This is a genomic window from Microbacterium sp. 16-032 (assembly GCF_041079455.1).
Classification (GTDB): Bacteria; Actinomycetota; Actinomycetes; order Actinomycetales; family Microbacteriaceae; genus Microbacterium; species Microbacterium testaceum_A.
Genome location: NZ_JBFYGQ010000003.1, coordinates 471,309 through 490,337 on the forward strand (window position 1 = coordinate 471,309; position 19,029 = coordinate 490,337).

General features: G+C 69.7%; 21 protein-coding genes. 11 read left to right on the forward strand and 10 right to left on the reverse strand.

From position 1 onward, the window contains the following. Positions 1–73 precede the first annotated feature (73 nt). Positions 74–1,102, forward strand: a complete 1,029-nt coding sequence (fbaA, locus tag AB6V31_RS08470) for a class II fructose-bisphosphate aldolase (protein ID WP_056230060.1) — start codon at positions 74–76, stop codon at positions 1,100–1,102. Positions 1,103–1,362: 260 nt separating this feature from the next. Here fbaA and AB6V31_RS08475 read toward each other — a convergent pair whose 3' ends face one another. From AB6V31_RS08475 to AB6V31_RS08495, 5 genes are read right to left on the reverse strand one after another with little or no spacing between them, the layout of a single operon-like run. Beyond that, positions 1,363–1,908 (reverse strand): MOSC domain-containing protein, encoded by a 546-nt coding sequence (locus AB6V31_RS08475; protein WP_268104249.1) that lies wholly within the window; start codon positions 1,906–1,908, stop codon positions 1,363–1,365. A gap of 44 nt (positions 1,909–1,952) precedes the next feature. Further along, complete coding sequence (locus tag AB6V31_RS08480) at positions 1,953–2,651, reverse strand: anti-sigma factor (protein ID WP_056230053.1); 699 nt, start codon at positions 2,649–2,651, stop codon at positions 1,953–1,955. Further along, positions 2,648–3,148 (reverse strand): sigma-70 family RNA polymerase sigma factor, encoded by a 501-nt coding sequence (locus tag AB6V31_RS08485; protein ID WP_369365046.1) that lies wholly within the window; start codon positions 3,146–3,148, stop codon positions 2,648–2,650. The genes AB6V31_RS08480 and AB6V31_RS08485 overlap by 4 nt, the downstream gene beginning before the upstream one ends. A gap of 55 nt (positions 3,149–3,203) precedes the next feature. Beyond that, entirely contained in the window at positions 3,204–3,794 is a 591-nt protein-coding gene (locus AB6V31_RS08490; protein WP_369365048.1) for a DUF6264 family protein, read from the reverse strand. Then, a complete protein-coding gene (locus AB6V31_RS08495; RefSeq protein WP_176786405.1) occupies positions 3,791–4,852 on the reverse strand; it encodes a 4-hydroxy-3-methylbut-2-enyl diphosphate reductase in 1,062 nt (353 codons plus the stop codon). Before AB6V31_RS08495 ends, AB6V31_RS08490 begins: the two co-directional genes overlap by 4 nt. A gap of 139 nt (positions 4,853–4,991) precedes the next feature. Here AB6V31_RS08495 and xseA point away from each other — a divergent pair, with 139 nt between their 5' ends. From xseA to AB6V31_RS08530, 7 genes are read left to right on the forward strand one after another with little or no spacing between them, the layout of a single operon-like run. Beyond that, positions 4,992–6,371 carry an exodeoxyribonuclease VII large subunit gene (gene xseA, locus AB6V31_RS08500; RefSeq protein ID WP_082450580.1) on the forward strand — a complete coding sequence of 460 codons (1,380 nt, stop codon included), beginning with the start codon at positions 4,992–4,994 and terminating at the stop codon, positions 6,369–6,371. 10 nt (positions 6,372–6,381) lie between these two features. Beyond that, positions 6,382–6,609 carry an exodeoxyribonuclease VII small subunit gene (locus AB6V31_RS08505; protein ID WP_174799685.1) on the forward strand — a complete coding sequence of 76 codons (228 nt, stop codon included), beginning with the start codon at positions 6,382–6,384 and terminating at the stop codon, positions 6,607–6,609. Beyond that, positions 6,609–7,241 carry a DUF4245 family protein gene (locus AB6V31_RS08510; protein ID WP_056230037.1) on the forward strand — a complete coding sequence of 211 codons (633 nt, stop codon included), beginning with the start codon at positions 6,609–6,611 and terminating at the stop codon, positions 7,239–7,241. The genes AB6V31_RS08505 and AB6V31_RS08510 overlap by 1 nt, the downstream gene beginning before the upstream one ends. Before the next feature lie 8 nt (positions 7,242–7,249). Then, positions 7,250–7,924: a carbonic anhydrase gene (locus tag AB6V31_RS08515; RefSeq protein WP_143017995.1), complete on the forward strand. Its 675-nt coding sequence runs from the start codon at positions 7,250–7,252 to the stop codon at positions 7,922–7,924. A gap of 32 nt (positions 7,925–7,956) precedes the next feature. After that, entirely contained in the window at positions 7,957–9,351 is a 1,395-nt protein-coding gene (locus AB6V31_RS08520; protein WP_144785506.1) for a class II fumarate hydratase, read from the forward strand. Positions 9,352–9,400: 49 nt separating this feature from the next. Next, complete coding sequence (locus AB6V31_RS08525) at positions 9,401–10,816, forward strand: ATP-binding protein (RefSeq protein WP_369365052.1); 1,416 nt, start codon at positions 9,401–9,403, stop codon at positions 10,814–10,816. Beyond that, entirely contained in the window at positions 10,813–11,469 is a 657-nt protein-coding gene (locus AB6V31_RS08530; protein ID WP_056230022.1) for a response regulator transcription factor, read from the forward strand. Before AB6V31_RS08525 ends, AB6V31_RS08530 begins: the two co-directional genes overlap by 4 nt. A gap of 336 nt (positions 11,470–11,805) precedes the next feature. On the opposite strand, the gene AB6V31_RS08535 is transcribed toward AB6V31_RS08530, so the two are convergent. Continuing rightward, positions 11,806–13,167 carry a PhoH family protein gene (locus AB6V31_RS08535; protein WP_056230019.1) on the reverse strand — a complete coding sequence of 454 codons (1,362 nt, stop codon included), beginning with the start codon at positions 13,165–13,167 and terminating at the stop codon, positions 11,806–11,808. A gap of 248 nt (positions 13,168–13,415) precedes the next feature. Next, positions 13,416–14,189, reverse strand: coding sequence for an isoprenyl transferase (locus tag AB6V31_RS08540; protein WP_056230016.1), 774 nt, complete (start codon positions 14,187–14,189; stop codon positions 13,416–13,418). Positions 14,190–14,321: 132 nt separating this feature from the next. Here AB6V31_RS08540 and AB6V31_RS08545 point away from each other — a divergent pair, with 132 nt between their 5' ends. Further along, positions 14,322–15,047: a hemolysin III family protein gene (locus tag AB6V31_RS08545; RefSeq protein ID WP_369365055.1), complete on the forward strand. Its 726-nt coding sequence runs from the start codon at positions 14,322–14,324 to the stop codon at positions 15,045–15,047. 120 nt (positions 15,048–15,167) lie between these two features. Here the strand turns inward: AB6V31_RS08545 and AB6V31_RS08550 are convergent, their stop codons facing one another. Further along, on the reverse strand, positions 15,168–15,443 hold the full coding sequence (locus AB6V31_RS08550) for a hypothetical protein (RefSeq protein WP_056230009.1): 276 nt from the start codon (positions 15,441–15,443) through the stop codon (positions 15,168–15,170). 63 nt (positions 15,444–15,506) lie between these two features. Between AB6V31_RS08550 and AB6V31_RS08555 the strand changes: the two genes are divergently transcribed. Together AB6V31_RS08555 and greA are read left to right on the forward strand one after the other, a co-directional pair. Further along, positions 15,507–15,902: a DUF4307 domain-containing protein gene (locus AB6V31_RS08555; RefSeq protein ID WP_268104256.1), complete on the forward strand. Its 396-nt coding sequence runs from the start codon at positions 15,507–15,509 to the stop codon at positions 15,900–15,902. 103 nt (positions 15,903–16,005) lie between these two features. Beyond that, on the forward strand, positions 16,006–16,497 hold the full coding sequence (greA, locus tag AB6V31_RS08560; RefSeq protein ID WP_056230000.1) for a transcription elongation factor GreA: 492 nt from the start codon (positions 16,006–16,008) through the stop codon (positions 16,495–16,497). Between the two features lie 69 nt (positions 16,498–16,566). Here the strand turns inward: greA and ilvA are convergent, their stop codons facing one another. Next, entirely contained in the window at positions 16,567–17,796 is a 1,230-nt protein-coding gene (ilvA, locus tag AB6V31_RS08565) for a threonine ammonia-lyase (RefSeq protein WP_056229997.1), read from the reverse strand. Then, the gene (locus AB6V31_RS08570; protein WP_268104258.1) at positions 17,793–18,983 is read right to left on the reverse strand and encodes an AI-2E family transporter; all 1,191 of its coding nucleotides are present in this window, start codon (positions 18,981–18,983) and stop codon (positions 17,793–17,795) included. Before AB6V31_RS08570 ends, ilvA begins: the two co-directional genes overlap by 4 nt. Between the last annotated feature and the right edge of the window lie 46 nt (positions 18,984–19,029).

The window sequence follows — 19,029 nt, forward strand, 5'->3', positions numbered from 1 at the left end:
CCGCGCCCGCACCGTCACGATCCGGCGGCTTCGCTAGAGTGACGGTGTCCCGACAACACCAAGGAGCACCTCCATGCCCGTCGCTTCCCCTGAGCAGTACGCCGACATGCTGGACCGCGCGAAGGCCGGCGGCTTCGCGTATCCCGCGATCAACGTCTCGAGCTCGCAGACCATCAACTCGGTGCTCCAGGGCCTGACCGAGGCCGGCTCCGACGGCATCCTCCAGGTCACCACCGGTGGTGCCGACTACTTCGCCGGTCACACGGTCAAGGCCCGCGCCACCGGCGCCCTCGCCTTCGCCAAGTACGTGACCGAGGTCGCGAAGAACTACCCGATCACGGTCGCCCTGCACACCGACCACTGCCCCAAGGACGCCCTGCCCGGCTTCGTCCTTCCGCTGCTCGAGGCCTCCGAAGAAGAGGTCAAGGCCGGTCGCAACCCGATCTTCCAGTCGCACATGTGGGACGGCTCGGCCGTTCCCCTCGACGAGAACATCGACATCGCGGCGGAGCTCCTCCCCCGCATGAAGAACATCAACGCCATCCTCGAGATCGAGGTCGGCGTGGTCGGCGGCGAAGAGGACGGCGTCCAGCACGAGGGCTCGAACGAGGCCCTGTACACGACGGTCGCCGACGTGACCAAGGCCGTCGAGCGCCTCGGCCTCGGCGAGAACGGCCGCTACATCTCGGCCCTGACCTTCGGCAACGTGCACGGCGTGTACAAGCCCGGTGGCGTCAAGCTCCGCCCCGAGCTGCTCGGCGAGATCCAGGAGGGCATCGCCGCGAAGTTCGGCACCGGCCCCAAGCCCCTCGACCTCGTCTTCCACGGCGGCAGCGGCTCGACCGACGACGAGATCGCCCTCGCCGTCGCCAACGGCGTCGTGAAGATGAACATCGACACCGACACCCAGTACGCCTTCACGCGCTCGATCGCGGGCTACATGTTCTCGAACTACGAGGGCGTGCTCAAGCTCGACGGCGAGGTCGGCAACAAGAAGCAGTACGACCCCCGCGCCTGGGGCAAGGTCGCCGAGTCGGCGATGGCCGTCCGCGTGGTCGAGGCCACGAAGCAGCTCGGCTCGTTCGGCCACTCGAAGAGCTGACACCTCGTCATCCCGCGAACGCCCCGGCTCTCCCGCCGGGGCGTTCGTCGTTTCCGGTTGCCGTGCCCCGGCCCCCGCCGCTGTCCCGGCATCCCCCGCACGCGCCCCTCCTGCACGCCGAGACGGCATCTCGCTGACAACCGGGTGTCAGCCTGCAACGGACGAGTCAGCGAATTGCCGTCTCGCGCCACCGGCGAGGCAGGACGCCCCGCGCGATCGCACAGCCGAGCGCGGGTGCGCCGACCGGGGCCGGACGCGCCTCAGCTGCGGTACACCTCGAGCACCGTGGGCGCTCCGTGGGGCGACGAGAGCACCTCGATGGCATCCCCCGCTCGGATCTCTCCGGCGCGACGGACACGCAGGTAGGCGCCGAGGCGCCCCTCGTCCGAGAAGCGCTTGACCCAGCCACGCGCTGCCGACCCACCGACCCACCGGGCGAACGTCGCACAGGGCGTTCGGGGCATCGTGACCTCGAGCTCGACGGTGTCGCCGATGCGCCAGACCTCGCCGATCCGCGCTCCGTTGACGTCGAGTCCCTCGACGCGGAGGTTCTCGCCGAACCATCCCGGGCGCAGCTCCCGATCGAGCTCGCCCTCCCAGAAGTCGGCGTCGTCCTGGGCGTACGCGTAGACGGCCTTTTCCGGCCCGCCGTGGTGTTTGCGGCTCGCTTGCACGTCGGAGCGGAGGCCGAGCTTGCCGACGCGGACCTTCCCCTCGAGCGGACGCTTGTCGATCGCCGTCACCCCGATCGACCCGGAATCCGGGCGCAGGCTGTGAACGACGCAGACGGCGACGAGTCGAGGCATGCGTCGATGCTAGAGCGTGTGGCGGCGGCGCGCGGACGCGGCCCTCAGTCGAACTCGCGCCGCATCACGACCGTGTCGCCGTCCAGAGAGCGGATCTCGACCGCGCCGATGTTCGAGGCCGAGAGGTCGGTCCCCGCGCTCAGTTCGGTGGTCGAGCCCGGGTCGGCGCGCCAGGTCGAGAGCACGCTCGTCGTCCCCGAGTCGTCGGTGATGGCGAGAGCGTAGGGCCAGCCCCCGGGCGGGGCGTCGAGCACCTGACCGGTGTACTGGCACACGAGGTCGATGCGGGTCCCCCACGGCGCGGAAGTGAGCTTCACCGAGGCCTCGAGGGGTGCACCGGCGACGTCGTCGAGGGCGTAGACGGTACCCGCCGACTGCTGCATCGCACTGTTCACGGCGAACACGCTCGGCACCGCGACCGCCACCAGGGCGATGGATGCCGCGAGCGTCCACGCGGTGATGCGCCGCTTCCGGCGACGCCGCGCGACCTCGACCACGCGTCCGCGCAATGACGGATCGGGCGAGGCGAGCGGAATGGGGCCCGTCGTCGCGCTGAGCGCTCGGGCGCGTTCGGGCGACAGTCGCGAGAGGAGTCCCGCGGTCGGAGCCAATTCTGCGACGGAGGCGCGACAGATGGCGCACACCGCCAGGTGCGCTTCGAATTCGGCGCGGTCGGAGGCGCACAGCGCTCCGAGCACGTAGGCGCCGTCCGACATCGACAGACGTTCGTGATCGTCGTTCATCGGGTCACCCCCCTTTCCTGCAGCGCGAGCCGCAATGCCCGCACCGCGTAATGCAGTCGCGATTTGACGGTGCCCGTCGGGATGCCGAGCTCGTCTGCCGTCTGTGCGACGCTGCGTCCGCCGTAGTAGGCGCTGACGATGACGGCGCGGTGATCGGGTGTGAGGGTGGCGAGCGCCTCCTCGACCAGAAGCGCGTCGAACATCGCGTCGGTGTCGTCGCGGACGGTCTCGGGGAGTTCGTCGACGGGCTGCTCGTGCCGGCGCCGCGCGCTCCGCGCCTCGTCGATGACGATGTTGCGGGCCACGGTGTACATCCACGAGCGCAGGGAGGCCGGGTCGTCGCTCATGACGCGTGGCGTACGCCACGCGCGCAGCAGCGTCTCCTGCACGACGTCGTCGGCGCCCGCGTGATCGCCGGTGAGGCTCACGACGTAACGCCAGACGGGGGTCGCGTGCGCGTCGTACAGCGCGGTCAGTTGCGCGTGGTCGTCTCGCACAGCGGCATCCCCTCTCCCTCTTCTTCTAGGAACACGGGATGCCGTGGGGTTCGGTTCAGTTCGAGACGGTGCCCATGACGGCCGTCAGGAACTGCGGGTCACTCGCCATGCCGATGAGCGACAGGACGGCCGCGATGACCGTCGAGACCAGCGCGCCGACGATCGGGATCCAGAACGAAATACGCCCGCGCCTCATGGACCGCCAGGTGAACATGGCGGTCAGAAGCCACCCGATCCCGGTGACGGCCGCGGCCGCCGCACCCCAGAGGTACCCGGCGGTCAGGTTGGTGAACCTCGCGTCGACCTGGAAGACCCGCGCGAAGTTGTTCGCGTACTCGGGGAAATTGAGCAGCTGGATGATCGTGGTGACGACGGAGAACAGCCCGTAGATCAACAGACCGAACGTCACGATCCGGTCGACCTGGCCGCCGCGGGTGGTGGGGGCGGGCATGGGCCCGGGCTTCGCCGCGGCGCGGGGTTCGGGGGCATGCTCCGGCTGCGGGGCCACGCCCGCCTCGAGGGCCTCGGTCACCTCCGGACGGCGGATGCGCGCCCGCTGCTCCTCGGGGGTGGCGTACTCGCCGTACTGCGGGCGGGGACGAGCCTCGTCCGCCGCGGACGGGGTGCGCGGGTCGACGTCGCTCACGCGCGGCCCCGGCCGCCCAGCGCGCGCTCGTCGCGCTTGCCGCTGGCATCCTGTCGTAGCTCCTTGGGGAGCGAGAAGATCAGGTCTTCCTCGGCGGTGCGCACCTCTTCGACGTCGCGGTAGCCGGCGCCGGCGAGCTCTTCGAGGACCTCGGTCACGAGCACCTCGGGCACCGAGGCGCCGCTGGTGACGCCGACGGTCTCGACCCCCTCGAGCCACTCCTGCTTCACCTCGTCGACGTAGTCGACGCGGTAGGCGGCCTTCGCGCCGTGCTCGAGGGCGACCTCGACCAGGCGCACGCTGTTGGAGCTGTTCGCCGAACCCACGACGATCACGAGGTCGGCGCCGACGGCGACCTTCTTGATCGCGACCTGGCGGTTCTGGGTGGCGTAGCAGATGTCGTCGGAGGGCGGATCCTGCAGCTCGGGGAAGCGCTCGCGCAGACGCCGCACGGTCTCCATCGTCTCGTCGACCGAGAGCGTGGTCTGCGAGAGCCACACGACCTTCGACGGGTCGCGCACCTCGATGGTGTCGGCGTGGTCGGGAGAGTTCACGACGGTGACGTGTTCGGGGGCTTCTCCGGCGGTGCCCTCGACCTCTTCGTGGCCCTCGTGGCCGATCAGCAGGATCTCGAAGTCGTCACGGGCGAAGCGCACGGCCTCGCGGTGCACCTTCGTCACGAGGGGGCACGTGGCGTCGATGGCCTGCAGACCCCGATCGGATGCCGCGGACACGACGGCCGGCGAGACACCGTGCGCGCTGAAGACGACGTGGGAGCCGGCGGGGACCTCGTCGACCTCTTCGACGAAGATCGCACCCTTCTTCTCGAGCTCGGTCACGACGTGGATGTTGTGCACGATCTGCTTGCGCACGTACACGGGGGCGCCGTAGCGCTCCAGGGCCTTCTCGACGGCGATGACCGCACGGTCGACACCGGCGCAGTAGCCGCGGGGTGCCGCGAGCAACACCTTCTTCTTGCCCTGGACGGGGACGTCCTGAAGCCGCCCGCGTCGACCCGGGATGCGGGGAACGGGCAGGTGCACGGCAGGTGAGCTCACCCCTCGATTCTACGGGGGCGCCCCTGGACGACGGCCGAACCTCCCCGGCGCGACCCGGCCGGATAGCATGGGACCTTCCCTCCCGAGAGACGTCCGGCTCTCGCGGCCCCCGCCGACGGCGTGCATCCCAGCGAGTGACATGACCTCTTTCCAGCCCGAGACCGTCGCAGGTCACGCCCCGCCCGCCGACAGCGTGCACCCCCGCGACTCCTCCACCGATGCGCCCACCTCGGTGTCGCGGCTCAACGACACGATCCGGGGTTTCATCGAGCGCTGGGGATCGGTCTGGGTCGAGGGTGAGATCACCTCGTTCAACCGCCGCGGCGGCAACGTCTTCGGGCGACTGAAGGACCTCGGCACCGAGTCGACGGTGGCCTTCCGCATCTGGTCGAGCACGCTCAACCGGTTGCCCAAAGACCTCAAGGTCGGCGACCACGTCGTCGCGTGCGTGAAGGCCGACTACTTCCCGCGCACCGGAGACTTCTCGTTCGCGATCTCGGCGATGCGACACGTGGGCTTGGGCGAACAGCTCGAGCGCCTCGAGCGCCTGCGCGTGCAGCTGCGTTCGGAGGGGTTGTTCGACCCCGTCCGCAAGAAGAAGCTGCCCTTCCTCCCCCACTGCATCGGTCTCATCACGGGCGAGAACTCGGATGCCGAGAAGGACGTGCACCGCAACGCCGAACTGCGTTGGCCCCGCGTCCGTTTTCGCACACAGCACGCCGCCGTCCAGGGCGACCGGTGCGTTCCCGAAACGCTCGCGGCCCTGAGGATCCTCGATGCCGACCCCGAGGTCGACGTGATCGTGATCGCACGCGGCGGCGGGGATCCGCAGACGCTCCTCGGCTTCAGCGACGAGCGCCTGCTGCGTGCGGTGGCCGCGGCATCCACTCCGATCGTCAGCGCGATCGGGCACGAGAACGACCGACCGCTCCTCGACGAGGTCGCCGACGTGCGCGCCTCGACGCCCACCGACGCCGCCAAGCGCGTGGTCCCCGACGTCAGCGAGCAGCGGGCCCTCGTCTCGCAGTTGCGCGCCCGACTGACCGGACGTCTCACCCAGCGCGTCCTCCACGACATCGCGCAGCTCGAACAGATCCGCTCGCGTCCCGCTCTGCGCAACCCGCACTCCCTGCTCACCTCCCGCGCGCAGGAGCTGTGGATGCTCTCGAACCGGGGGCGCGACATCGTCGATCGCCGCATCGAAGGAGAGCGTCGGCGCACCAGCGAGCTCGGGGCAGGGCTCCGCGCCCTCTCGCCGCTCGCCACTCTCGCCCGGGGGTACGCCATCGCCCAGCTCCCCGACGGCTCGGTGCTGCGCGACGCCGCCCACGCCCCGGCCGGAACCGCCCTGCGGCTCACGGTCGAGCAGGGAACCGTGGCCGCCCGTTCGGACGGCGCCGTGCCAGACGCCGTCGCACACGGCGCTTCCTCGGCCGACCTGGCCGGCTCCGCGGCATCCGTCGATCGTCCGCTCGACGACGAGGCACCCGGCGACGGGGTGTCGGTGGGGCGCGCCTAGAATGGATGCCATGACCGCGACGACCCCCGGCCCCGCCGTCGACGTCGCCACTCTGTCGTTCGAACAGGCCCGCGACGAACTCGTGCGCGTGGTCGCCGAACTCGAGCAGGGCGCCCCGACCCTCGAAGAGTCCCTCGCGCTCTGGGAGCGCGGCGAGAAGCTCTACGCCCGCTGCGAGGAGTGGCTGCTCGGGGCCAAGCGCCGCCTCGACGCCGCCCGCGGCGAGGGAGACGACTGATGGCTCGCGTCGTCGCGCATCTCGGCCGACCCGAGACCCCGCAAGAAACCGCCGACCGCAAAGCCGAGTCCTCGCGTCGGTACCGCTCGAGCAAGACGTTTCGCAACCTCATCGCGGCCCTGCTCGTGACGGTCGCGGTCGTCCTGGTCGTCGTGGCGGCCGTCCCCCGCGGCGAGCCCGCCCCCCGCCCCGAGATCGACGTGCCCGCCCTCGCGGCCGACATGCAGCGCGATCTCGGTCGGCCGGTGCTCTCGCCGTCTCTCGGCGAGGGATGGCGGGTCAACCAGGCCAGCACCGAGGGCGTCGGCGGCACCGAGGCGTGGACCATGGTCTACGTGCGATCGGGCGAAAGCGGGTTCCTCCGCGTCGCTCAGGGTCTCGACGCCGACGAGGCCTGGGTCGGTCAGGTTCTCGACGGCACGCGCAGCACCGAGACGACCGAGATCGACGGCATCACGTGGAACGTCTACCGCCCCTCGAACCCCTCGGGTACGGGCAACGTCGATTACGCCCTCGCCACCCCGGCCGGGCCCGACTACGTGCTCGTCTACGGCGATGCCGCCCCCGAGACCGCGGCCCTCGCGGCCGCCTCCGTCACATCGCAGATCGAGCAGTTGAGAGAGGTCCCGTGAGCGAGCGCATGAGCCCCCGTCAGGTCTGGCAGCAGATGGTGGAGGGCAACGAGCGTTTCGTCTCCGGCGCACCCGCGCACCCGCGTCAAGACGTGGAACGTCGCACCGAGCTCGCGAGCTCGCAGCACCCGACCGCGGCGCTCTTCGGATGCTCGGACTCGCGCCTCGCCGCCGAGATCATCTTCGACGAGGGCCTCGGCGATCTGTTCGTCGTCCGCAACGCCGGCCAGGTCATCTCGGACTCGGTCATCGGCAGCCTCGAGTACGCCGTGGGCGTGCTGGAGGTCCCCCTCATCGTGGTGCTCGCGCACGACGCCTGCGGAGCGGTCGGCGCAGCGATCGAGAGCACGGGCGTCGACGCCCCGACCCTCCCCGCGTACATCTGGCGCCAGATCGCCCCGATCGTGCCCGCCGTCCGCCGCGTTCAGCGCGCCTCGGCCGTGGACGGCCAGCTGCCCGACGTCGTCGACCCCGAGCTCGTGGGCCGCGAACATCTGCGCCACACCGTGGGCGAGCTGCTGCGCGCCTCCGAGCTGATCAGCGAGGCCGTGGCCGAGGGCCGCGTCGCCGTGGTCGGCGCGAACTACCGCCTCGACGAGGGCGAGGCCTTCCCCGTCGTCATCGTGGGCGATGTCGACGACCCGCGCGTCGACGACCCCCGCGTCGAAGACGCCCGCATCTGACAACCGAACGAACGACCTGGAGGAACGACGACGTGACCGACATCGAGTACCGCATCGAACACGACACCATGGGTGAGGTGCGGGTCCCCAAGGACGCCCTCTACGCCGCGCAGACGCAGCGCGCCGTCGAGAACTTCCCCATCTCGGGCTCGGGCCTCGAGTCGACGCAGATCGCGGCGCTCGCGCGCATCAAGAAGGCCGCCGCCCTCGCCAACAAAGAGCTCGGCACCCTCGACGGGGGCATCGCGGATGCCATCGCCCAGGCCGCCGACGAGGTCGTCACGGGCGCGCACGATGCGCACTTCCCAGTCGACACCTACCAGACCGGCAGCGGCACCTCGTCGAACATGAACATGAACGAGGTGCTCGCGACCCTCGCGACCCGCATCCTCGGCGACACGGTTCACCCCAACGACCACGTCAACGCCTCGCAGTCCTCGAACGACGTCTTCCCCACCTCGGTGCACATCGCGGTGACCCAGGCCCTCATCACCGACCTCATCCCGGCGCTCCAGCACCTCGCGACGGCGCTCGAGACCAAGGCCGACGCCTGGAAGGGCATCGTGAAGTCGGGCCGCACCCACCTCATGGACGCCACGCCCGTCACCCTCGGTCAGGAGTTCGGCGGCTACGCGCGCCAGATGCGCCTCGGCATCGAGCGCGTCGAGGCCGTCCTCCCCCGCGTCGGCGAGGTGCCCCTCGGCGGCACGGCCGTCGGCACCGGCATCAACACCCCCCTCGGCTTCCCGCAGAAGGTCATCGAGCTGCTCGCGGCCGAGACCCAGCTGCCCATCACCGAGGCGAAGGACCACTTCGAGGCGCAGGCCAACCGCGACGGCCTCGTCGAGGCATCCGGAGCCCTCCGCACCATCGCGGTCTCGCTCACCAAGATCAACAACGACATCCGCTGGATGGGATCGGGCCCCAACACCGGCCTCGGCGAGCTGCACATCCCCGACCTGCAGCCCGGGTCCTCGATCATGCCCGGCAAGGTCAACCCGGTCGTCCCCGAGGCCACGCTCATGGTGTGCGCCCGCGTGATCGGCAACGACGCCACCGTCGCCTGGGCCGGCGCCTCGGGCTCGTTCGAGCTCAACGTCGCGATCCCCGTGATGGGCACCGCTCTGCTGGAGTCGATCCGCCTGCTCTCCAACGCGATGCGGGTGCTGGCCGACAAGACCATCGACGGCCTCGAGGCCAACGTCGCGCGCGCCGAAGCGTTCGCCGGCATGTCGCCCTCGATCGTCACGCCGCTCAACAAGGTCATCGGTTACGAGGCTGCGGCCAAGATCGCGAAGCACTCCGTCGCCAAGGGCATCACGGTGCGCGAGGCGGTCATCGACCTCGGCTACGTCGAACGCGGAGAGATCACCGAAGAGGTGCTCGATGCCAAGCTCGACCTGCTGTCGATGACCCACCCGGGCTGATCGACCGCACCCGCACATCCACGACGCCGAGGCGCGCCATAATCAGAGGATGAGCCGCACGCCGAGACCCGTCTCGACGCGCGTGCGTTTCCTCGGCGCGATCCTCGGCGTCGTGCTGCTCGGGATGATCATCGCGGGCGGCGTCACGTTCCTCGTGCAGAGCGAACGTGTCGTGGCCAATGCCGAGCGCCAGCTCGACGGTTTCGTCTCGACGCTGTCGACGAGCAGCCAGGATGCCGCCGCCCTCGTCGCCGCGACCATCCCCGGCCGCACCGATGGCACGGTGGCGCTCGACGGCACCCGCGTGCTCGCGACGACGCCCGCCCCGCCGGGACTCTCCGTCGGCGACGACGCGGGGCTCGTGGCATCCCTCGCCGATCAGATCAGCCTCGGCAACGACCGGGGCCGCCTCGACAGCGATCACGGCCCCGTCCTGTACGCGGCCGTCGAGACGCGCGGCGGAGTCGTCGTGCAGGTCATCTCGATCGATCAGCGCATGGAGCTCGTCACGCTCTCGACCGTCACCTACGGGATCTCGGCGCTCGTGGTGCTGCTGCTCGTCGGGGTCGCCGGCTGGTTCGTGACGGGACGCCTGTTCTCGCCGCTCCGGCGTCTGCGCGACACCACCGACGCCATCACGATCGACGACCTGGGCACGCGCCTGCGCGCGCACGGGAACGACGAGATCTCCGACCTCACCACCTCGGTGAACTCGATGCTCGATCGCCTGGCGATGTCGGTCGACGCGCAGCGGCAGTTGCTCGACGACGTCCGGCACGAGCTGAAGACCCCCATCACGATCGTCCGCGGCCACCTCGAGATGATGAATCCCGCCGACCCCCACGACGTCACCGAGACGCGTGAGCTCGGCATCGCCGAACTCGACCGGCTCTCGCGACTGGTCGACGACATCGACACTCTGGCCGACGTCGAGAGCGGGGCGCTCGAGGCCGCGGTCATCGACGTCGGGGCGCTCACCGACCGCGTCGCCGAACTCGCCGGCGCCATCCCCGGCCACACGTGGACGATCGACCAGCGGGCTCGCGTCCGCATCCACGGCGACGCGGACCGCCTCGTCCAGGCATGGCTGCAGCTAGCCGACAACGCCGCGAAATACACCCCCGAGGGCACCTCGATCGAGATCGGCAGCACGGCCGACGACACGACGGCGCACCTCTGGGTGCGCGACCACGGCCCCGGCATCCCGCCCGCCGCACGTCATCGCGTCTTCCGCCGCTTCGACCGGCTCTCGACCGGGCGCGGAGTGGACGGATCGGGGCTGGGGCTGTCGATCGTGGATGCCATCGCCAAGGCGCACGACGGACACTGCACCGTCGGCGACACTCCCGGCGGTGGCGCGACCGTGGGCCTGCACATCCCCGTGACCGGGGCCCAGTCCCCCGCGGAGCTCCCGACGCCCGTGCGCGCCGGTGACGTCGTCATGCAGAGAGAGGCCACCGGATGACTCGCATCCTCATCGCGGAAGACGAGGAACGCATCTCGGCGTTCGTCGCGAAGGGACTGGAGTCCGCGGGCTATCAGACCCTCATCGTCGCCGACGGGGCGGAGGCCCTCGACACCGCACTGTCGGGCGACGTCGACCTCGTCCTCCTCGACGTCGGGCTGCCCACGCTCGACGGCTTCGAGGTGCTGCGGAGCATTCGCGGCCAGGGGTCGCAGATCCCGGTCATCATGCTCACGGCCCGCACGAGCACGAGGGACACCGTCGACGGGCTCGACGCCGGGGCCAACGACTACGTCGCCAAACCCTTCAAGTTCGATGAGCTCCTCGCCCGCGTACGGTCACGCATGCGCGAACCGATGACCGTGGGACCGATGACGGTCGCGCACGGAGACGTCTCGCTCGATGTCCTCGCGCGGCGGGCGACGGTCGGCAGTCGCGAGATCGACCTGAGCGCGCGCGAGTTCTCGCTGGCCGAGGAGTTCATCCGCCACGCGGGTCAGGTCCTCAGCCGCGAGCAGCTGCTCAGCCGCGTGTGGGGGATGGACTTCGACCCGTCGTCCAACGTGGTCGATGTCTACGTGCGATATCTGCGGGCCAAGATCGGCCAATCCCATATCGTCACCGTGCGCGGCGCGGGCTATCGCTGGGAATGACGTAGAAAACCCGAAAACCCCCGGCGGGGGAACCGGGGGTTTGGGGAGACGCCCACGGTGGTCTTCCGACTCACCCGAAGAGCGGTGACCTGCACGTGACGTTCTCGTGTTTTTCCTGGGGGAACCGCCGAGGCGGGTGACGAGGTCTCCCTCGTCGATGGCTCTACTCTGACGGGCCATTGTGAGAACCCGGCGAGCCCCGAATGAGAACCCTCTCATCTTCCGTCGCGGCCTCGTCCGGCGCCGGTCACCCCGATCGAATAACGCCTCAGCCACTCCGGCACAGACAGAGAGGGGCCGGGATGCCACGGCATCCCGGCCCCTCTCTCTTCACCGTTACGAGAGCTCGCCGGCCTCCAGCAGCTCCGTCACGAGCGCGGCGATGGCCGAACGCTCGGACCGCGTGAGGGTGACGTGACCGAACAGACCGTGGCCCTTGAGCGTCTCGATCACCGAGGCGACGCCGTCGTGCCGACCGACGCGCAGGTTGTCGCGCTGACCCACGTCGTGCGTCAGCACCACGCGGGAGTTCTGGCCGATGCGGCTCAGCACGGTGAGCAGCACGTTGCGCTCGAGCGACTGCGCCTCGTCGACGATCACGAACGCGTCGTGCAGCGACCGGCCGCGGATGTGCGTGAGCGGGAGCACCTCGAGCAGACCCCGAGCGAGCACCTCTTCGAGCACGTTGCCCGAGACGACCGAACCCAGCGTGTCGAAGACCGCCTGCCCCCAGGGGCCCATCTTCTCGGCCTGGTCGCCCGGGAGGTAGCCGAGCTCCTGGCCGCCGACGGCGAAGAGGGGGCGGAAGACGATGATCTTCTTCTGCTGCTGACGTTCGAGCACGGCCTCCAACGCCGCGCACAGCGCCAGCGCCGACTTCCCGGTGCCGGCCCGGCCGCCGAGCGAGACGATCCCCACCTCGGGGTCGAGGAGCAGGTCGAGCGCGATGCGCTGCTCGGCCGAGCGCCCGTGCAACCCGAACGCGTCGCGGTCACCGCGCACCAGGCGGTACTCCCCCTTGCCGGTCACCCGGCCGAGCGCCGATCCGCGCTCGGAGTGGATGACGAGGCCGGTGTTGATCGGCAGCCCCTTCACTGTTTCGCTGACGCCCACTTCGGTCTCGTAGAGGTCGGAGATCTCATCGCCCGAGAGGTCGATCGAGGCGATCCCGGTCCACCCGGAGTCCATCGCCTGCTCGGCGAGGTACTCCTCGGTGCTCAGACCGAGGGATGCCGCCTTCACGCGCATCGGGAGGTCCTTCGACACCACGGTGACCTCGGCGCCGTCCTGCGCGAGGTTCATCGCGACGGCGAGGATCCGGCTGTCGTTGCCGCCGGTGCGCATCCCCGAGGGCAGCACCTGCTGGTCGGTGTTGTTCAGCTCGACGCGGAGCGTGCCGTCGGTCCCGACCGGGACGGGGAAGTCCAGGCGGCCGTGCTCGATGCGGAGTTCGTCGAGGTGACGCAGGGCCTGGCGGGCGAAATACCCGATCTCGGGGTCGTGACGCTTCCCTTCCAGCTCGGTGATCACCACGACGGGGATCACGACGGAGTTCTCGGCGAAGCGGAAGAACGCTCGCGGATCGCTCAGCAGGACGGAGGTGTCCAGGACGTACGTGCGAAGAGCCTGGTCGACTCCCGCTTCGGACTCGGTGCTCTCGACGACGTGACGCTGGTCGTACGGTGCTCGTGCAGTCACAACCCACTCCCGACCCGGGTGAATCACCCGGTTGTCACGAGTCGACCTGTGGGTCACGAGTCGCGATCCGAAGGTCGACTCGACCGGACTCCGTGTCCGATGTGATCACCGTACGACTCCGCGACACCCTCGAGGGTCGTTAACACGCCGCGAATATGACGAGTTCGTGAACAGCGCGTTCGCGCGGCTCGCGGCCGCGAAGTAGTTCACCGGATGCCGTGCGCCGGCGCCGCCGCGCGGGGCAAGTGTTACTGCCCGAAGCGTCGGTCGCGCGCCGCGAAGTCGCGGATCGCGCGCAGGAAGTCCACCTCGCGCAGGTCGGGACCGAGGGCCTCGACGAAGTAGAACTCCGAGTGCGCGGACTGCCAGAGCAGGAAGTCGCTGAGCCGCTGCTCGCCCGAGGTGCGGATGACGAGGTCGGGATCGGCCTGGCCGCCCGTGTACAGGTGCTCGCCGATCTGCTCCGGGGTGAGACTCGCGGCGAGCTCTTCGAGGGATCCACCCGACTGATCGTGCTTGGCGATGATCGAGCGCACGGCATCCACGATCTCGCTCCGACCGCCGTACCCTACGGCGAGATTGACGTGCAGACCCTTGTGCCCCCGCGTGCGCTCGGTGACCTCGTGCAACACCTCGGCGAGCTCCGTCGGCAGGCCCTCGGCGCGGCCCACGTGCTTGACCCGCCAGTTTGGCTCGTGCGAGAGCTCCGCGGCCAGCTCGGCGATGATCTCGAGCAGGTCCTGCAGCTCCTGACTGTCGCGCTTGACGAGGTTGTCGTTCGAGAGCAGGTACAGCGACACCACCTCGATGCCGAGGTCGTCGCACCAGCGGAGAAACTCGTGCATCTTGGCCGCCCCCGCGCGGTGACCGTGTGCGGCGCTGTCGTAGCCGAGCTGTCGCGCCCACCGACGGTTGCCGTCGATCATCATCGCGACGTGGTGCGGCACGGTGGCCGGCATGCGACGGCGAAGGCGCGAGATGTAGAGACGGTAGAGGGGGCCTCGCCCCTCGTTCTTCCGCATACGCGCCACCCGCCTACGCTACCGCGTCACGGGCGACGTCACGGGTCTGAAACGGGTGACGCTTCCTGGGGGAACGGTGAGCGGATCGCCCATGTACCACCCGGAGCATGGGGGCCGACGTAGGGTCGAAGCGTGACGAGCTCGACCCCCGCAGACGGCCCCGACCTGCCCCAGCTCCCCCTCTTGGAGGCGGGCGCTCTGGGCGCGCAGGCCGACCTCAAGCCCACCTGGCGCGGCTGGATCCACGCGGGCACGTTCCCCGTCGCGATCGTCGCCGGCATCGTCCTGATCGCCCTCGCCCAGGGCACGCCCGCCAAGTGGGCGGCGGCGGTGTTCATGGTGACGTCGATGCTGCTGTTCGGCAACTCCGCGCTCTACCACCGCTTCCACTGGAAGCCGAAGACGCTGGCCGTGCTCAAGCGCATCGACCACGCCAACATCTTCCTGCTGATCGCCGGCACGTACACGCCCCTGGCCGTCCTGGCCCTGCCGACCCCCAAGACCACGCTGCTGCTGTCGATCGTGTGGGGTGGAGCGATCCTCGGCATCCTGTTCCGGGTCTTCTGGATCAACGCTCCGCGCTGGCTGTACGTCGCGCTGTACCTCGCGCTCGGGTGGGCCGCCGTGATGTACCTCGGCGACCTGCTCGCGGCGAACGTCGCGATGATGGTGCTGGTCGTCGTCGGCGGACTGCTCTACACGGCCGGCGCGATCGTCTACGCGCTCAAGAAGCCCAACCCGTGGCCGGGGCACTTCGGGTTCCACGAGATCTTCCACGTGTGCACCGTGCTGGCGTTCCTCTGCCACTGGACGGCGTGCCTGCTGATCTCGCTCGCCCCCGCGTACCACGGCGGCTGATCGCGCCACGCATCCCGCGCGAGTCGCCAGGATGCGTCGCCTCGGAAAGGTCTGAGGCGACGATCATCAGCGAGTCACACGGGGATGGCGATGCCGGATGCCGGGGCCTCCGACAACCGCTCAGTCGCGGGGAGCGGCCGGGTCGATGTCCTGGTCGTCGACTGCGCTGGCGTTCTCGGCGGCGCGCGCCTGCTCCTCGGCATCCAGCTCCGCATTCACTTCTTCGCGGTACCGACCACGGCGGATGCGACGCAGCATGTCCCACACGAGGAGGAAGACCGCGACGCCGATGAAGGCGATCGCGGCGAAGCCGAGCGGCCCGGGCGTCACGATCGACTCGTCGGGGGTGACGACCGGGGAGGGTGTGGTCGCGAGAGCGACGATCACGGAGTGCATGGAGTCCTTCGGTCCGGGCGGAAGCGCGTAGCCTGGTACTCCAGCCTAAAGCCCGGGGAGACCATGACGACGCAAGCCCTGCTCGATGACCGTTACGGGCGCACGCGGTCGCCCCGACGGCGCATCGTCGGCTGGTCGATCGTCGCGGTGCTCGCGCTCGGAGCCATCGGGTATCTCGGCTACACCACGTTCGCCAGCAGTGCCGCCTCGGTCACGGCCACCGACACCGGCTTCACCGTCACCGACGACAAGTCCGTCACGGCGACTTTCCAGATCACCGCCCCCGTCGGCAAGCCGGTCGCCTGCGCCCTCGAGGCACGCGACGAAGACCACGGCACCGTGGGCTGGAGGGTCGTGCAGTACCCGGCGTCCGACGACGCATCCCGCGCCTTCTCCGAGACGATTCCGACGCTCTCGCTGGCGACCACGGGTTTTGTCAACGCCTGCTGGGTGCCGTAAACTCGCGGAATCACGACGCGCCCCGGCTCGATGCCGGGGCGTTCGACATATCCCCCGCCGGCGGCCGCACGCGTGCCGTCAGCGCCTCGACGAAGGAGTACCCGTGTCCAACGACGCTCAGGTGACGTTCCTCACGCAAGACGCCTACGACCGCCTTCATAACGAACTCGAGCACCTCTCGACGACGGGCCGGGAAGAGATCGCCAAGCGCATCGAGGCCGCCCGCGAAGAGGGAGACCTCAAAGAGAACGGCGGCTACCACGCCGCCAAGGACGAGCAGGGCAAGCAGGAGGCCCGCATCCGTACCCTGCAGCAGCTGCTCAAGGACGCCAAGGTCGGCGAAGCCCCCGAGAGCCACGGCGTCGTCGAGTCGGGCACCGTCGTGACCGCGATCGTCGCGGGCGGCGAGGAGAAGTTCCTCCTCGGCAACCGCGAGATCGCGGCCAACTCCGAGCTCGACGTCTACAGCGAGGCCTCGCCCCTCGGCGCGGCCATCATGGGCCTCAAAGAGGGCGACAAGGGCTCGTACACCGCGCCCAACGGCAAAGAGATCTCGGTCGAGGTCGTCAAGGTCGAGACGTACTCGGGCCAGTAACCCGCCTGTCGCCCGCGAGCCGCTCCCCCGTCATCGGGTGGGGCGGCTCGCGGCGTTTCTGCTCTCGGGTCAGTTGGGGACGACGGTCGCGACGAACCCGGCGTCCTCGAGCGTCTGGATGACCAGAGCCCGGTGCTCCTCACCGCGCGTCTCGACGCTCAGCTGGAGGATCACCTCGCTGATCTGCAGTCCCTGACCGTGACGCGTATGCAGCACCTCGATCACGTTGGCGCCCACGCCGGCGAGCAGCTCGGACACCCGAGCGAGCTGGCCCGGGCGGTCGGGCAGCGGAATGCGAAGGGACATGTAGCGACCGGATGCCGAGAGCCCGTGCGCCACGACCCGTTGCAGCAGGAGGGGGTCGATGTTGCCCCCCGAGAGGATCGTGACGGTCGGGCCGGTCGCTTTCACCTTGCCCGCCAGGATCGCTGCGACACCCACGGCCCCCGCCGGTTCGACGACCTGCTTGGCGCGCTCGAGGAGGACGAGGAGCGCTCGAGCGATGTCGTCCTCGGTCACGGTGACGACCTCGTCGACGTATTGGCGGATCAGTTCGAAGGGCAGGTCACCGGGACGGGCGACGGCGATGCCGTCGGCGATCGTCGGCGTCGTCTCGACCTGCATGGGGTATCCCGCGGCGAGCGACGAGGGGTAGGCGGCGGAGTTGTGCGCCTGCACGCCGATGATGCGGACCTCGCGCCCCTCGGCGGCCGCCCGGGCCTTCACCGCGGCGGCGACGCCCGCGGCGAGCCCTCCCCCGCCGATCCCGACGATCACCGTCTCGAGGTCGGGCATGTCCTCGACGAGCTCGAGGCCCAGCGTCCCTTGACCCACGACGATGTCGCGGTGGTCGAAGGGGTGGATCAGCACGGCCCCCGTGCGCTCGGCGAACTCAGCGGCCAGGCGGAGCGGCGTCTCGACGGTCGCACCCTCGAGGATCACCTCGGCGCCGTACCCTCGCGTGGCGAGGAGCTTGGGCACGGGCACGCCCAACGGCATGAAGATCGTCGCCGCGATGCCGAGCTGCTGCGCGGCCAGGGCCACGCCCTGAGCGTGATTGCCCGCGGATGCCGCGACGACGCCGCGCGCGCGCTCCTCGGCCGTGAGACGCGAGAGGCGGTAGGTCGCGCCGCGGATCTTGAACGAACCGGTGCGCTGGAGGTTCTCGAGCTTGAGGCTCACCGGCACGCCAAGGAGCTCGGTCAGGTGCAGCGACTCATCGAGCGGGGTTCGCGTGATGATGCCGCGCAAGTTCTGCGCGGCATCTTCGAACTCGGCCAGGGTGGGAGTGTCGTTCATGATCTCCTTCCGCGCTCGCGCGGGACGGTCCGCCAGATCAGATCCGGGGATGCCAAAACCTCACCGTCGCGCTTCCACGCCTTGGTGCTCAGATAGACGGCGACGACGTTCACGAATGCGGCGAGCGGCACCGCGAAGAGCGCTCCGGCGATGCCGCCGACCATCGCGCCGCCCGCCACCACGAGCACGACCGCGAGGGGGTGCACCTTCACGGCGGAGCCCATGAGGATCGGCTGCAGGATGTGGCTCTCGATCTGCTGCACGGCCAACACGACGATGAGCATGAACAGGGCGATGAGCGGACCGTTGTAGACCAGCGCGATGAAGACGGCGAGGGCTCCCGTGGCGACGGCGCCGACGAAGGGGATGAACGCGCCGAGGAACACCAGGACGGCGATGGGGATCGACAGCGGCACGCCCAGCAGGAAGGCGCCCAGGCCGATACCGATCGCGTCGATCGTGGCGACGAGCAACTGCGTGCGCGCGTAGCTCTTCACGGTGCGCCACCCCGCGCGACCGGCTCCGTCGACGGCGGGACGCGCGACGCGCGGGAACAACCGGGTCGTCCAGCGCCAGATGCCGGCACCGTCGGCGAGCAGGCAGAGGAGGATGAACAGCGTCAGGAGCACGCCGGTTCCGACGTGACCGATCGTGGTGCCGATCGCCAGAGCGCCGGTCCAGAGCACCTCCGCCTGCTGCTGCAGGAAGGTGCCCGCCTGTCGGAGCCCGTCATCGATCTGCTGGGCGCTCAGGTGGAGCGGACCGTCGATGAGGTACTGGCGGAACTGCGAGACGGCTCCGACGGTGCGCTGACGCACCGAACCGAACTCTCGCGTGATCTGCCAGACGGCCAGCCAGACCAACCCCGAGATGACGGCGATGGTACCGAGGACCGTGACGACGATGGCCAGCCACTTCGGCCACCGGTGGCGCTGCAGGAACGAGAAGGCCGGCCACACCAGCGCGGTGACGAGGATCGCGATGAGCAGCGGCACGACCAGCAGCTTCAGCTGGATGACCACGAACACCACGACGGCCAGGGCGGCCGCGATCACGAGCAGGCGCCAGGCGTAGGCCGTGGCCTGCCGCAGCGCCGGGGGCACCGGCGGTTGCAGGTCGCTTGAAACCGTGCGCCGCTTGAGGGCGTCGAGGAACGATCCGCGAGGTTCGGGATCAGTGCCGCTCATCCCGTCAGCCTACCGCCGCCCTCCGACATGCACCGCCGAGCATGTC